This window comes from Nonomuraea sp. NPDC003727 (genome assembly GCF_053586935.1).
In genome coordinates this window covers 314,809-327,643 of sequence record NZ_JBSFNE010000004.1, presented here as the reverse complement: position 1 = coordinate 327,643, position 12,835 = coordinate 314,809, and the positions used below count along the sequence as shown (strand labels likewise).

The following is a 12,835-nucleotide window of genomic DNA, read 5'->3' as shown; positions in this document are numbered from 1 at the left end:
GGTCGGCCGTGCATCTGGACGCCAGCTCTGGCGAGAGGTGCTGCTGTGGAGTGGATCAGCCGCGGGCGACTCGGCCGGAGGGCAGGCTGGCCCGCCATCCCGCACTTAGGTACTGTCCAGCCCGGCCTGGTAGATGGCCAGCACCTGGCTCGCGTCGGCCTCGCGCATCGGGCGGACCTCCAAGCCGGGGCCGATCGCGGGCTTGACCGCTTGAACGATGGCCGAGCGGACCCCGTCGCCGTGATCAGCCGTGAGAGTTACCGTGGTGCCGACGAAGCCGGTCGTGCGCAGCAGGTCGCGGTACTCGGCCACCTTCAGGGAGCCGGCGACGCAGCCCACCCGCTGCTCGGCCGCGGCGCGCCGTGTCGGGTCGAGTGCGCTTTCGGTCACCATGTCGCTGATTCCCAGCCGTCCGCCCGGGCGTAGGACGCGGAAGGCCTCGGCCAGCACGGCCGCCTTGTCGTCGGACAGGTTGATTACGCAGTTGGAGATGACGACGTCCACCGACTGGTCCGATAGCGGGATGGCCTCGATGGTGCCGTGCAGGAACTCGATGTTGGTTGCGCCGGCCTCCGCCGCGTTGCGCCTGGCCAGCTCGATCATGTCGCCGCTGGCGTCCAGGCCGTGGGCCTTGCCGCGCATCGAAAACGACTCCTCCCCCTGGCTGGAACGTCCCCCCGGGATGGGAGCCCCCAACGATTGGGACGGCCCACCGCCGGACTGGCCCGACGCCCCGCCGTACTGGCTGTGGTGGAAGGAGCCAGCAATCCTCGCGCCACCGGGAGCGCGCGGTGCTCACTCGCCGTCGATAGCCCACGTCCATGGCTCTTCCGGATCGAGTCCTCATCGTTTCGCTAGGTTTGGTATTTCCCGATCAGGGGGCCGGTAAGGACATCAATGGTGCAGGCAGGGAGTGTTCATCTTGATGAGGAGTTCGATAGAGGCCACGTCGGTGCTGGCGGGGCGCTATCGGCTGGATGCGCTGATCGGCAGGGGTGCGGTGGCCGAGGTGTGGAGCGGCCGCGACCTGACACGTGACAGGCCGGTGGCGGTCAAGCTGTTCGCCCCCCAGTTGGCGGACCCGGCGGTGCGTGCGCGTTTCATGAGCGAGGCCCGCATCGCGGCCCGCGTGGTGCACCCCAACGTGGTGAGCGTGCTCAACGTGGGCGAGCATGACGGGCGGCCGTTCCTGGTGATGGAGCTGCTGTCCGGGCGGAATCTGGCCACCGAGATCGCCGAGCGGGGACCGTTGCCGCCAGAGGAGGTACGCCATCTGATGGGCCAGGCCGCCGCCGGCTTGGATGCGGCGCACGGGGCCGGGGTGGTGCACCGCGATATCAAGCCCGGCAACCTGCACCTGACCAGCAGCGGACTGCTCAAGGTGGTGGACTTCGGCATCGCCCGGGTAGCCGGAGAGGAGGCGGGCAGGCTGACCGCGGCCGGCACCGTGGTGGGCACCGCCGCCTATCTGTCGCCCGAACAGATCCTGGGACACGGCGGGAGCGCCGCCGCCGACCTGTACGCGCTCGGCTGCGTAGGCTACGAGCTGCTCTGCGGGCAGCCACCATTCTTGGGTGTCCCGATCGAACTGATCTACCAGCATCTCAACCAGCCACCGGTGCCGCCACGCCGGCTTCGGCCGGACATTCCCGCCGACCTGGAGGCGCTGGTGCTGTCGATGCTGGCCAAGGAGCCCGCCAGCCGCCCCGCGAGCGCGGCACAGGTACGACATGCCCTCGCCTCCGCAGGCCTTCGACGCGCGCCGGGCGGCACCGCCCTGCTCGAGGTGCCAGACCCGGACACATGGCCTGGACAGGACGCGCCCCGGCGACGGTCCGCTCCGCGCCGCTACGTGACCCTCGCCGCCACCTCCGCCGCGCTGGTCGGCACCCTGCTACTGGCGACCCTGACCAACGCGGTCCGGCAAGGCGCCACCCCGACGCCCTCCGCGCCGCTCACCACATCCCCGGTCACCGCGGCGTCTTCCGCGCCGAGCATGTCCCCGTCCGCCGCGCCTACCAGCCCGCAACCGTCACCAACGGCGCGGCCCGCCACGTTAGCGGCACTGGCCTGGCTCACAGCATTGGAACGGGCGCTTGCCGCCCAGCAGCGGCAGGGCGGCATCGCATCCGACGCGGCCCGCGAGGTTCGCAACCGCATCGCCGAGGCGCGCAAGAACCTCAACGAGGGCAAGATCGACGAAGCGCGCAGGCACGTTCTGGATCTCGGGACGATGCTCGCGGCGGTGCGAAGAGACGGCAAACTGGCCGATGGCCCTCTGGTCACGTTCCTGACCCGTTCCGGCATGCCTCTCCCCCGGATCGACGAGCAGCCCGATCAAAGCCATCCCGGCAAGGGCAAACACAAGAGACGCAAATAGTGCCCGCACTGGACACCTCGCGCCATCCTCTCCCTGCCGCAGCGGCCGCGGCCGGGGGCACGTCGGTGAGCTTGCCGCCGAAGCGGCAGAGCACGCCCTGGAACCGCCAGTACTTCTCGGTCGGCGCGCCGCGCTCGTCGACGCGCCCATCGGGGCTGTAGTGATGAGGCCATGCCGGTTCGGCAGACGAGAGACGGGCGCACTCGCCGAGCTTCTCGTCATCAAGCGCGGCGAGGCGGAATCCTGTTACGTCCGGCTTCTCCTCCGGCAGCCCAAGGTCCTCTACATCATCGTGTGCGCAACCGGCGCCGCCGGCGACGTCGGCCGCCTGGTCACCCTTGCCCAAGACGACGGCTGGACCGTCCAGATCGTCGCCACCCCATCAGCCCTGGACTTCATCGACATCCCCGAATTGGAAAAGCAGACCGGCCGCGTCGTCCGCAGCCAATACCGCAAGCCCCACGAGCCCAGGCCCCCGAGAGCCGACGCCATCATCCTTGCCGCGGCCAGCTTCAACACCATCAACAAGTTCGCCCAGGGAATCGCGGACACCTACGCCCTGGGACTCCTCGCCGAAGCACCCGGACTCGGCATCCCCGTGGTCGTCCTACCCTTCGTCAACAGCGCCTTCGCCACCCGCGCACCCCTCATCCGAAGCGTCGAACAACTCCGCGCCGCAGGCATCCCCGTACTCCTCGGACCCGGCCACTTCGAACCACACCCAGCCAGCACCGGAAGCGACCACATCGACGCCTACCCGTGGGCGCTGGCACTCAAGGAATTGGACAAGCTCATACGCCGCTAAAACGGTGATCTGCCGAATTGTTCTCATGAAGATCAAGGCGGCGGCGCGGCGCGCCGCCGTACCCCCGGCCCTCCTCCCGCCCGCCGTCCGGGCGTGCGGCCTGGGGGCCGGTCCCGAACGACGGCGGGACACCGGGCCGGGCACCGCGCGCCGCCCCGCCGTAGCGGCCGAACGCTCCGACCGAGATTGCCACGCCGCCGCGCAGGTACAGCATTACGATCGCCCCTGCGTGGTGGGTCATCGCAGGTGGCCGGGGCGATCGAAGGTCCAGGGCTTCGTTCCTCAGCCCCGGCCCACTGGGTATCCAGGCACAGGTCGGACGAGAACTCTCTGACCATGTACAGCGGCAGCATGATCCGGAACATGCGCGGAACGCTCCCCGTCTCCCGGGAGGAAACAGTGACATCGTCGCAGGTCGGGGTGCTGTCATGTGAAGGGACAGCGATCCACTTCTAATCCGACGGTCGCAGTTCGAATCCTGCAGGGCGCGCTAGGTATCCACCTGATCCACAACCGGCCTGGTAGACCATTGCCAGACCATCGCGTCAGGAGCCCGTCTTCCGGGACCCAGGGCCATGCCTCCGCTGTCGGCGGTCCAGGTGACCTCCGGCGCAAGCAGCCAGAGCAGCTCCTCCAGATCACCGGTGGCCGTGGCCCTCATGAACTCAGCGACGGCCGCGGCCTGGTCAGCACCGCGCTCCGCCCAATCGAAGGCGCCGAGCAGATCGTGCGCTCCCTGATCCATCTCGAGGGTAAATTCCGCGACCTGACGATCCTGGATCGTACGGTCAACGGCCAACCCGGCCTGATCGCCCAGCAGGATGGCCTCACCATATCCGTGTAAGCGTTCGAGGTGGCAGGCGACCGGATCAAGCTCATCTGGGCCGTCCGCAACCCCGACGAGCTCCGCCCGTGGACGGCGGAGCCACAGCATGAGGAGACTGGTCTGCAGCTCGGCGATGCGCCGTTTGGTGGCCGCTAACTCGATCTGCTCGCTGTTGTCAGACCGGGCTCCAAGCCGCGGTCGATGCGGTCCTGCCGCCGCCATGTGTAGATCGTCTGGGTGCTGATCTCGAGAGCGTGGGCCGGGTCAGTGGCCTCGCGGCCCGCCTCGAGCAGATCCAGCACGTTGCGCCGGAACTCCGGCGGGTAGCCCCGTCGTCCCACCCGCCTGCCGAGTAGGATCTCGCGCGCCCGGAATCCAGCCGGGTGCGCATCCGCACAGTGAGGAAGAACATGAAGGACGCGGTAGCCGGACCCGACGGTGCGAAGATCCGCTGGGTCGAGATCGCGGGCGACGAACCGGCGCGGGTATGCGTGCACGGCGCCGGAGCCCAGGCGGCGGCGTACTTCACCCACGTGATGACCCTGCCGTCCGTGGCACGGCGGCGGACGCTGATGATGGACCTGCTGGGTTTCGGACTCAGCGACCGGCCGGCCGAGTTCGGCTACCGGCTGGAGGATCACGCCGACGCGCTGGCCAGGGCACTTGATGCCGCGGGCGTCAACGGGGCCGAGGTCGTCGGGCACAGCATGGGCGGCGCCGTGGCGATCGTGCTGGCGGCCCGGCGGCCGGATCTGGTGTCGCGGCTGGTCCTGGCCGAGGCCGTCCTGGATCCGGTGCCGCCGCCCGCTCCAGGCACCGTCGGCGTCACCAGCTTCACCGAGGCCGAGTTCGCCGAAGATGGGATGGCCCGGATTCTGGACCGGGTCGGGCCGTTGTGGGCCGCGACCATGCGTCTGGCCGATCCCGTCGCGCTGCATCGCAGCGCGTACGGCTTGCGCGCCGGGACCAACCCGTCGGCCAGGAAGCTGCTGATGGAGCTGACGATTGCACGCACGTTCCTGGTTGGGGCCCTGTCCCAGCCGCTGGAAGGAAGGGCGGAGCTGGAGGCGGCGGGTGTGCGGGTCGTCACCGTTGCCGACGCCGGTCACAATGTCATGCTCGACAACCCGCAGGCGTTCGCGGTCAGCCTCGACGGCTCGTAGGCGCCTGGATCTCGCGGATGATCTGGATGAACGTCCGTACCCGGGCGTTCTCCTCGCCTGCCCGCCACAACAGCCCGTATTCGATGGGCGGGGCGTCGCTGAACGGCACGAAGGCGATGCCCGGCCGGGTGTAGTAGCGGGCGCCCCCCCGCGGCCACGACGGAGACGCCCTTGCCGACGCCGAGGTGCGGATGCCGGTTCTGGGATGAGAGGACACCTTCCAGCGTGGCCAGTCGTTCGGCACCGGGCGCTGTTACTGGGCCGCAGGACCTACGAGGCCGTGTCGAAGGTGTGGCGGACGGTGGGCCACGATGGCGACGTCGCCGCCTGGATGGACGCCATCCCCAAGTACCTCGGCCTCTCTGAGCGATCCCGGCTGGAACAGCGTCGTGATCAAGGGGGAGGTCGCCGAACAGGTCGCCAGGCTCGAGCGGGAGCCCAGCCGGGATCTGCTGGTGTACGGCAGCGCCACGCTGGTCAACCACCTGATCACGCACGGCCTGATCGACGAGCTCAAGCTCCTGCTCCGCCCCGTCGTGGTCCCCGCTTCACCGAACGGCTGCCGCTGCGCCTGCTGGCCAAGGCGGCGGGGTGCAGCGAACGGAGCGTCACCCGGCTGTTCCACCGCGCGACCGGGCTCACCCCGCTGGCCTATCAGACCGCCCTGCGCGCCTGGAACGTGCCGAACTCCTCATACGGCAGCGCGCCACCACCGAGGTCGCCGCCAGGGAGGCCGGCTTCGGGGATACCGGATGCTGCGCAGGCTGCGGGCGCGGGCTGCGACTCTGGATCACCCGTGAATCGCCAGGTGCCCAGGGGCGCCGGGCGGGACTTCGCCATTCCGGTCCGCGGCCACCAGTAGAGATTCCCCGGGAGCGCACGCCGACACGCTTCGGCCGTATCCGCCCGCTGCCAATGATCAGGACAGAACGGAGGAGAAACCGTCGAGCCGTACCCAGGTGATCTTGCCGGCGGTGTCGCGTAACTGGACGAGGTACAGCTCGTGGGTGACCGGGTCCACAGCCAGCGACTGCATAGCGGGCCCGTGATGCAGCCTCGTGTCCGCCAGTACGCGGGTCCAGGGGCCGGATAAGTCGAACATGCGGGAGATCGTACAAGGGATGATCAAGGCGGAGGCGGCGGGATCGTGTGGCTGAGCCGTACCGCCGCCGTCTCCGTCGTCGCCTCCAGCAGCTCATGCGGGTTGACGCCGAGATCTGCCGGGCGCTGTTCGCAGAGCTTCGAGGCCCTCCGCTCGGGTCCGCGCCATGAGGGCGTTTCCGCAAGCCACAGCGGGTGACGGAGGCATCGCCCGAGTGTGGGTGCGGTCTGCGGCGGGATCTCCCGGTTACTCGCGGCTACTTTGCGTCTGGTGACGGATCCGAGCGGAGGGCGCTCATCGGGGGTGCCCGGGGGCTATGGCCTGACCGGATCGGTCCGAACGGTGGCCAGGTGTCCGATGGCTGGGCGTCGTTGAACATGCCTAAACGCTCGCGTCCTGATCGCGCGTTGATCCTTTCCATCGTCGTCCCGGATCCTGAAGACGCCTCACTCGCCAATCTGCCATGGAGTGAACCATGAGTGCCGCACGCAAGATCGTGACCGGACTTTTCATCTCGCTCGACGGTGTCGTGGAGGCGCCGGAGAAGTGGCACTTCCCCTACATCAACGAGGAGATGGAGACGGCGATCGTCGAGATGGCGGCCGACGCCGACACCCTGTTGATGGGACGCAAAACCTACGAGTCCTTCGCCGCCTTCTGGCCGCACCAGAACGACGAGATGGCCGACCAGCTCAACGGCATCCGCAAGCTGGTCGCCTCCACCGCTCTCGACCGGACCGACTGGCAGAACTCCAGCCTGATCGAGGGAGATTTCCTCGCCGCGGTGAGCGAGCTCAAGCGGCAGCCGGGCCAGAACATCAACCTCACCGGCAGCATCAGCCTGGTCCGCGCCCTGCTGCAGGCCGGTCTCCTGGACGAGCTGCGGCTGCTGGTGCACCCGATCGCGGTCGGCGACGGCGAACGGCTCTTCCCCGGCGGCACCGGCCAGGTACCGCCGCCGGCCGTACGTGGGCGTCCATTCGGGCTTCTTCGACAGCGCGGTCCCGGCGAACTCGGCGGCGTCCCGGCCCGCGACGGAGGGCTGCTCCGCGCGGCAGGGAGGGGCGGCACCTTCGATCTCGTCTGCTTGGCCGCTGACAGACCGAAGGATGATCACTAACTCAGCTCGAACACGTCAAGGAGTTCGCCGGTGGTACTGTGCCGCCTTCGCCCTCGGCAGGGGAGGTCAGACGCATGAGCACGTCGGGATCCGAGGCGACCACGCCAGAGAATCGCTCGGGAGTGAAGAACTCCTCGGCCGCCGCGACCACCGCGTCCGGCGTCACTGCCGCCACACGGTCTGGGAAGTCGAGCAACCGGAGCGGGTCGATGGCCTTGGCGGAGAGGTCGGCGAGCGCGGAGGCGAAGGCGGCACGCGGAGCCAGCCGGGTCGCCATCGAACCGAGAGCGTAGGACCGGGCGGCTTCGATCTCCTGCCTCGTGGGGGGATTCGTCCGCATTCGGCGGAGTTCGCGGTACAGCACCTCCATCGCGGCGTTCGTGGTGGCGGCCGCAGTGTCGGCTTCGATCGCCAGGAGTCCGCTACCGGGATGGGCGTCAAAGAACGAGGTGACGCCGTACACGTAGCCCTTGTCTTCACGCAGGTTCTTCGAGAGCCGCGAGGAGAGATAGCCGCCCAAAACGTTACAGGCCAGGAAGAGCGCCGGATAGCGCTCGTGATCGGCCGTCAGCGCCTGTGCGCGCAGCCGGACGCGTGACTGCGGGACGCCCGGTTGCGGCAGGGACGCCAATCGTCCGCCTTCGATCTCGGGAAGCGACGGCAGCGGCGGCGTTCCCTGCGCCGGTGGCCGCCAGCCGGCCAGCGATCTCTCCGCGGCGTCGGCCAGCCGTTCGGGATCGTCCTGCGCGAGGACCACCAGGACGGCACCGCGCGGATCGAACGGCCGGTGACGCGGCTCCTCGATCGCGGCCAGCTCCTCTTCCCGCACCTGGAACGCCACCGGATGGTCACCGAACAGGTGCCGCGCGAGGTGTGCTCTGACCGCGACATCGGGATGCGATCCGGCCATCTTGAGATGCGCCACCAGCTGTCCACGCGCCGAGGCGGCCCGAGTCGGCGTCCCGCGCACCACCCAAGCCATTGCCGACATGAGCGAGTCGACCGCGTTCACGGAGCAACAGGCGCTGACTGTCATCTGGTGGACGTCGGCCACCGCGTTCCATTCCACGCCGTCGTCGTCCCGCCCCTGCGACATGTGGGCCGCCAGCAGTACGGACTCGGTCAGCGCGTCCCGGGTCGGGCAGGGGAGGGGAAGGCGGAGCCGCGCTTCCACAAGGGGGCTCACACCGTGCCGCAGCGCCAGCAGGCGCAGGCCGTTCCCCAGAGTGCGATCCACCACAGCACTACTCATGCACCCTCCCCGGAAGTGCCCTGAGCAGCGCGCGGGAATCGGCACGCAGGCCGGCGGCCGCCGCCGCCACGTCGTCGGTGGTCACCTCGGCGTACATGTCGGGCAACCGCGCGACACGTCCGGCATCGCCGAACAGCAGCTCGAAGCGCCCCAGCGTACGCACCCGGTCGGCGATCCGGTCCATGGACCGGTGATGGGAGGTGAGCCACGTCGTACGGCAGCGGCGCAGTTCCTCGTCGGTGGGCCCGCTCGCGCTGAGCGACTCCAGCTCCGCGTCCACGGCGGCCAGCACCTGCGCGGGCGGCACGCCGTCCGGGTGGACCGCGGTGAGCAGCCACATGTCGGGGTCACGCGCGTCGAGGAAGTCGAACAGGCCGACGCGGGCGGAGAAGGTGACCGTCTGCCCCGTCTCGCGCCGCATCCGCTCACGCAGCCGCGGTCTGCCGCCTCCGGTCAGCACGCCGGAGAGGGCGGACAGCGCGAAGTGGGCACGCGGCTCGGCGGCGGGGTCGGGCACTCGATGGCCGATGGCCAGAGCGGGAAGCGGTGCCAGCGCGTCGATGTATTCGGCCTCGCGCCGCCCGGCCGGTTCCGGCTCCCAATGGGAGGCGGTCGCGGGCGCGGGCCGGGCAGGGATCTCGCCGAACGTGCGCGTGACGGTTTCCAGCACCGCGTCGGCCTCGACGTCGCCCGTCACCGTCACCACGGCGTTGGAGGGGCTGTAGTTGCGATCGAAGAACTCCATGCAGTCGTGGAGGGTGACATGCCGCAGGGCGGCGTAGTCGCCGTACCCGTCATGGGCGTTGGCGAAGTCGCGGAAGAGCACGGGCGAAACCCTGGGCCAGGGGAAGCCGCCGTAGGGTTTGCGGATCTTACCCAGGATCTCTTCCTGCACGACCGATGCCTGGGTCCTGATGGCCCGTTCGGTGATCCTCGGGGCTCGCATACGGCCGGCCTCCAACATGATCACCCGTTCGACCGCGTCAGTGGGGACCACGTTGTAGAAGTCGGTGTAGTCCTGGCGGGTCGAGGCGTTGCAGAAGCCGCCCGCGCTTTCGACCTGCTCGAAGTGGTCCGACTCGCCGCCCATCTCTCCCTGGAACATCAGGTGCTCGAACAGGTGGGCGAGCCCGGACCCGCCTTCGGCCTCAGCGCGGAAGCCGATGTCGTAGTGGACGGCCACACCCGCCACGGGCACGGAGCGTTCCTCCTCGATGACCACTCGCAGTCCGTTGCCCAGCCTCGCGCGCACGATCTCGGCGGGCCTCACCGGCGGATCATCTCGCCTCGGGCGGGCAGCAGTTCCCCGGCGTCCGCCGCGTCGATCACGTCGGCGACGAGCCTCAGATAGACCACGAGGAGTTCGTGCCATCTCCTGTAGGCGGCGAAATCGTGGACGTGCTTCAGGAAGCGCACCGCGGCGGTCCTGCCCACGGCGGCGAGATCGAGCCGGGTGGCGTAGCCCTCCAGAACGCGGCCGATGAGGTCGTCGTAGTGGACCTTGGGGAGCATTCCGTGGCCGAACCTACGGGCCAGCTCACGGAACTCCACCAACTCGCCGATGAGCCACCCCACGTCGGACTCCCGCCGACCGGTGCCGAGATTCTCACCGGTCAGCAGGTGACCATCCCGGCCCGGCGACAGAGGCAGGAGGATGCCCTGGCTGGGAGCACCGTGCAGCAGCACGCGCGGTTCCTCCGCCCCCGGTACGCACCACGCCCCCACCATGGCCATACGTTCGTGCCCGAGGATCTCGATCGCGTGCCGGTGAAGGTCCGGCGCGGCGAGGGATCCCCGCCCGCTGCGCAGCCACGAGAGCAGCCGTCGCGGGCCTTCGGGGGACGGCAAGTCGGCCTGCGGCAGGGGCACGGCGTGCAGCCGGGCGAGTGCTGCGCTCGTCTCCGAGAAGGTGTCCCCGATGATCTGTTCGAGAGGGGTCCCGGCCCCTTCCGGCCTCCGGAGCAGCATCCCCGCGATCGAGTGCGGCTGATCCGTCCGGTACGTCATGCCTGCGGCGTCCGCCTGTTCCGGGAGCGTCAGCCTGACCCGGCCCTGGCAGGCCGTACGGACGGCCGCGACGACGGCGGGATCAGGTATCCGCATCGCGTCGTCCCGCTCGGATCCCGGCCGCCGGGTCCATCGGTAATCACCTTCACCGCACCGGACGACCGTGGTGACCACGAAACCCGAGCCGAAGGATTCGACGACTTCGCTCACAGGACCTCCTCGCGGGAGGCGCGCAACTCCGCCAGCCGCCCGATCAGCGTGTCGAGAGGGGCGGCCGCCAGGGCGTCCCGCTCTCTGGTGTGGGTGCTCAGGGTGGGCACAGGGTCGACGATCGCGACGTTGGGGCGGGCCTCGATCACCGCGAGGTTCTGCCGGTAGGCGTACGAGTCGACAGCCCCGGGCGGCAGGGCGGGGGCGATTCCGACCAGCGCGGACGTGCACTGGAGCGCCAGCAGCATCGGGGTGTCACCGAAACCGTTGGCGAACCGGCTCAAGAAGTGGTAAGTCGCCGGGTATACCAGGACGGTGTCGGGCCAGGTCGCATACTCCACGTGCGGCGATCCCCGTTCCGGGACCTCCGGCCAGGCGTCCAGGGGGACGTCCTTTCCGGTGATGGCCGCGATCGACTGCCGGGTCACGAATTGCTCCGCGCTTCTGGTGACCACCACCCGGACATCCAGGTGCCGGTAGGTGGTCCTCAGCCAGTTGAGCCAGTAGGGGAGGAAGGTGGCGCCGAGGGACCCGGTGGCGAGCACGAGCAGGCGCTCGGCGTGGAACGGCGGCGCACCCTGGGGCTGCCCGGTCTCACTCATCGGCGTCCGCCATGGCTCCGAGGATCCGCTCCACGTCGGTCAACGCGGCTGTGAAACCCTCGGTCTGCGCCACCCCCGCCGGGTTGAGGATGATCTCGTCCACCCCCGCCTCACGGTACTCGCGCAACCGTCCGGCGACCTCGTCCGCCGTGCCGTACACGTAGACCCCCGCCTCGACCAGCGCCGCGGCGCCCGCCCGCGGGTCGGCCGGGTCCGCGGGCACTCCGGCCCGCCTGAGCATGTCGGTGTAGTGCGGTGCCGTCAGGTGGAGCGCGGCCGCGGCGTGCGCGAGCTTGCGCGGATCGCGGCCGGAGCCGGCCAACCCCACGTGTACGACGGTCGCGACGCGAGGTGGCGAGCAGCGGTCCGCGGCGCCTTCGGCCAGGGCGGGGATCAACACGTCCCGGACGTAATCGGGCGGCGTCATCCAGGTGATGGCCACGTCCGCGACCGCGCCCGCCGCGCGCGCCATACCGGGGCGCAGGACGCCCAGTCCCACCTCGACCGGCGCGTGCTTCATCGGGGGCAGCCCGGTCGTGGCGACGCACGCCTCACAGTCGTGACCGGAGATCCCGCCGTCGAGGATGCCGCGCATCGCGCGGGCGTAACCGGCCGCGGCCGTCGCCGGCTTTTCGTACGACGCGCCGCGCAGCGCCCTGACCACCTCGGGTGTGGCGGCACCGTACCCGGCGACCACCGGCTTGCCGGTGAGCACCGCCAGACTGCGCGCCTGCGCCGCGGCGTCCAGTGGGTGCCGCAGCGGCATCAACGTCACGCTCAGCCCGGACGGCACCCTGATCCCCCGGCCCGACAGGTAGGCGAACGTCTGGTGGGTCTCGGCCATCACGGACTGCCCCATCCAGAGCCGACCGGCCAGCCCCTTCATCACCAGTTCCCCGAAGGGCACGACCGCGTCGGGATGCGCAGGCTGGAATGGGAACAGCAGCGCGGTAGCCATCAAACCTCCAAAACCGTCATCTGTGAATGCCGCGTCCCGAGCGGTGGCGGTGCCACGGGTCCCCGCGACACCGCCACACGGGCTCCGTTAGAAGCACTCCATCGTCAGCGTGCAGATGCTGTAGATGGTCGTCGGCGGGGGGAGCTCACGGGTCTCCCGGAGGGACGCGGCGACCTCGGCGAGCGAGGTGTAGGCGTCGGCGCCTTCCATCAGGAACTCGGCGGACATACGTCGCTTCCTTTCGTTGTTCTCACGCGCGGTGTTCTCGCGTACGGTGATCTCACCGTGCGTTCTCACACACGGTGTTCTCATGTGCGGCGGCGCCGCGGACCGTCATCCGCGGCGCCGCCGTCCGCTCAGGTCAGCAGCCGGACTGGATCGTGTAGGCGATGCTGCAGAGCGGGCTGGTG

At 69.6% G+C, this 12,835-nt stretch carries 15 protein-coding genes; 5 read left to right on the top strand and 10 right to left on the bottom strand.

Features of this window, described 5'->3' with window-relative positions; genetic code table 11:
- Window positions 1–105 precede the first annotated feature (105 nt).
- The gene (locus tag ACWDLG_RS13140) at window positions 106–642 is read right to left on the bottom strand and encodes a methyltransferase domain-containing protein (protein ID WP_449919281.1); all 537 of its coding nucleotides are present in this window, start codon (window positions 640–642) and stop codon (window positions 106–108) included.
- Window positions 643–913: 271 nt separating this feature from the next.
- Between ACWDLG_RS13140 and ACWDLG_RS13135 the strand changes: the two genes are divergently transcribed.
- Window positions 914–2,380 carry a serine/threonine-protein kinase gene (locus tag ACWDLG_RS13135; RefSeq protein WP_449919278.1) on the top strand — a complete coding sequence of 489 codons (1,467 nt, stop codon included), beginning with the start codon at window positions 914–916 and terminating at the stop codon, window positions 2,378–2,380.
- A 163-nt stretch (window positions 2,381–2,543) separates the two neighbouring features.
- On the top strand, window positions 2,544–3,185 hold the full coding sequence (locus ACWDLG_RS13130) for a flavoprotein (RefSeq protein WP_449919275.1): 642 nt from the start codon (window positions 2,544–2,546) through the stop codon (window positions 3,183–3,185).
- A 490-nt stretch (window positions 3,186–3,675) separates the two neighbouring features.
- On the opposite strand, the gene ACWDLG_RS13125 is transcribed toward ACWDLG_RS13130, so the two are convergent.
- Together ACWDLG_RS13125 and ACWDLG_RS13120 are read right to left on the bottom strand one after the other, a co-directional pair.
- Window positions 3,676–4,233 (bottom strand): hypothetical protein, encoded by a 558-nt coding sequence (locus ACWDLG_RS13125; RefSeq protein ID WP_449919739.1) that lies wholly within the window; start codon window positions 4,231–4,233, stop codon window positions 3,676–3,678.
- Window positions 4,164–4,313: a hypothetical protein gene (locus tag ACWDLG_RS13120; RefSeq protein ID WP_449919273.1), complete on the bottom strand. Its 150-nt coding sequence runs from the start codon at window positions 4,311–4,313 to the stop codon at window positions 4,164–4,166. Before ACWDLG_RS13120 ends, ACWDLG_RS13125 begins: the two co-directional genes overlap by 70 nt.
- 108 nt (window positions 4,314–4,421) lie before the next feature.
- On the opposite strand from ACWDLG_RS13120, the gene ACWDLG_RS13115 reads away from it, so the two are divergent.
- Together ACWDLG_RS13115 and ACWDLG_RS13110 are read left to right on the top strand one after the other, a co-directional pair.
- The gene (locus ACWDLG_RS13115) at window positions 4,422–5,174 is read left to right on the top strand and encodes an alpha/beta fold hydrolase (RefSeq protein ID WP_449919270.1); all 753 of its coding nucleotides are present in this window, start codon (window positions 4,422–4,424) and stop codon (window positions 5,172–5,174) included.
- Window positions 5,175–5,485: 311 nt separating this feature from the next.
- Complete coding sequence (locus ACWDLG_RS13110) at window positions 5,486–5,974, top strand: dihydrofolate reductase family protein (RefSeq protein ID WP_449919267.1); 489 nt, start codon at window positions 5,486–5,488, stop codon at window positions 5,972–5,974.
- A gap of 119 nt (window positions 5,975–6,093) precedes the next feature.
- Here the strand turns inward: ACWDLG_RS13110 and ACWDLG_RS13105 are convergent, their stop codons facing one another.
- Window positions 6,094–6,276: a hypothetical protein gene (locus ACWDLG_RS13105; protein ID WP_449919264.1), complete on the bottom strand. Its 183-nt coding sequence runs from the start codon at window positions 6,274–6,276 to the stop codon at window positions 6,094–6,096.
- A gap of 475 nt (window positions 6,277–6,751) precedes the next feature.
- Between ACWDLG_RS13105 and ACWDLG_RS13100 the strand changes: the two genes are divergently transcribed.
- Window positions 6,752–7,396, top strand: coding sequence for a dihydrofolate reductase family protein (locus ACWDLG_RS13100; protein ID WP_449919262.1), 645 nt, complete (start codon window positions 6,752–6,754; stop codon window positions 7,394–7,396).
- A 1-nt stretch (window position 7,397) separates the two neighbouring features.
- Here the strand turns inward: ACWDLG_RS13100 and ACWDLG_RS13095 are convergent, their stop codons facing one another.
- From ACWDLG_RS13095 to ACWDLG_RS13070, 6 genes are all read right to left on the bottom strand, one after another.
- Window positions 7,398–8,648 carry a M16 family metallopeptidase gene (locus ACWDLG_RS13095; RefSeq protein WP_449919260.1) on the bottom strand — a complete coding sequence of 417 codons (1,251 nt, stop codon included), beginning with the start codon at window positions 8,646–8,648 and terminating at the stop codon, window positions 7,398–7,400.
- The gene (locus ACWDLG_RS13090) at window positions 8,641–9,918 is read right to left on the bottom strand and encodes a M16 family metallopeptidase (protein WP_449919257.1); all 1,278 of its coding nucleotides are present in this window, start codon (window positions 9,916–9,918) and stop codon (window positions 8,641–8,643) included. Before ACWDLG_RS13090 ends, ACWDLG_RS13095 begins: the two co-directional genes overlap by 8 nt.
- On the bottom strand, window positions 9,915–10,865 hold the full coding sequence (locus ACWDLG_RS13085; protein WP_449919254.1) for a hypothetical protein: 951 nt from the start codon (window positions 10,863–10,865) through the stop codon (window positions 9,915–9,917). The genes ACWDLG_RS13090 and ACWDLG_RS13085 overlap by 4 nt, the downstream gene beginning before the upstream one ends.
- Window positions 10,862–11,467: a flavoprotein gene (locus ACWDLG_RS13080; protein ID WP_449919251.1), complete on the bottom strand. Its 606-nt coding sequence runs from the start codon at window positions 11,465–11,467 to the stop codon at window positions 10,862–10,864. The genes ACWDLG_RS13085 and ACWDLG_RS13080 overlap by 4 nt, the downstream gene beginning before the upstream one ends.
- Window positions 11,460–12,425 carry an LLM class flavin-dependent oxidoreductase gene (locus tag ACWDLG_RS13075; protein WP_449919249.1) on the bottom strand — a complete coding sequence of 322 codons (966 nt, stop codon included), beginning with the start codon at window positions 12,423–12,425 and terminating at the stop codon, window positions 11,460–11,462. The genes ACWDLG_RS13080 and ACWDLG_RS13075 overlap by 8 nt, the downstream gene beginning before the upstream one ends.
- An 87-nt stretch (window positions 12,426–12,512) precedes the next feature.
- The gene (locus tag ACWDLG_RS13070) at window positions 12,513–12,653 is read right to left on the bottom strand and encodes a hypothetical protein (protein ID WP_449919246.1); all 141 of its coding nucleotides are present in this window, start codon (window positions 12,651–12,653) and stop codon (window positions 12,513–12,515) included.
- Window positions 12,654–12,835: the final 182 nt, after the last annotated feature.

What these genes read in the sequence shown, in the direction of transcription:
- ACWDLG_RS13075 (WP_449919249.1), bottom strand. Translation starts at nt 12,425, where the DNA reads ATGGCTACCGCGCTGCTGTTCCCATTCCAGCCTGCGCATCCCGACGCG.
- ACWDLG_RS13100 (WP_449919262.1), top strand. Translation starts at nt 6,752, where the DNA reads ATGAGTGCCGCACGCAAGATCGTGACCGGACTTTTCATCTCGCTCGAC.
- ACWDLG_RS13115 (WP_449919270.1), top strand. Translation starts at nt 4,422, where the DNA reads ATGAAGGACGCGGTAGCCGGACCCGACGGTGCGAAGATCCGCTGGGTC.
- ACWDLG_RS13105 (WP_449919264.1), bottom strand. Translation starts at nt 6,276, where the DNA reads ATGTTCGACTTATCCGGCCCCTGGACCCGCGTACTGGCGGACACGAGG.
- ACWDLG_RS13070 (WP_449919246.1), bottom strand. Translation starts at nt 12,653, where the DNA reads ATGTCCGCCGAGTTCCTGATGGAAGGCGCCGACGCCTACACCTCGCTC.
- ACWDLG_RS13095 (WP_449919260.1), bottom strand. Translation starts at nt 8,648, where the DNA reads ATGAGTAGTGCTGTGGTGGATCGCACTCTGGGGAACGGCCTGCGCCTG.
- ACWDLG_RS13110 (WP_449919267.1), top strand. Translation starts at nt 5,486, where the DNA reads ATGGCGACGTCGCCGCCTGGATGGACGCCATCCCCAAGTACCTCGGCC.
- ACWDLG_RS13130 (WP_449919275.1), top strand. Translation starts at nt 2,544, where the DNA reads ATGAGGCCATGCCGGTTCGGCAGACGAGAGACGGGCGCACTCGCCGAG.
- ACWDLG_RS13140 (WP_449919281.1), bottom strand. Translation starts at nt 642, where the DNA reads ATGCGCGGCAAGGCCCACGGCCTGGACGCCAGCGGCGACATGATCGAG.
- ACWDLG_RS13080 (WP_449919251.1), bottom strand. Translation starts at nt 11,467, where the DNA reads ATGAGTGAGACCGGGCAGCCCCAGGGTGCGCCGCCGTTCCACGCCGAG.
- ACWDLG_RS13125 (WP_449919739.1), bottom strand. Translation starts at nt 4,233, where the DNA reads ATGGCGGCGGCAGGACCGCATCGACCGCGGCTTGGAGCCCGGTCTGAC.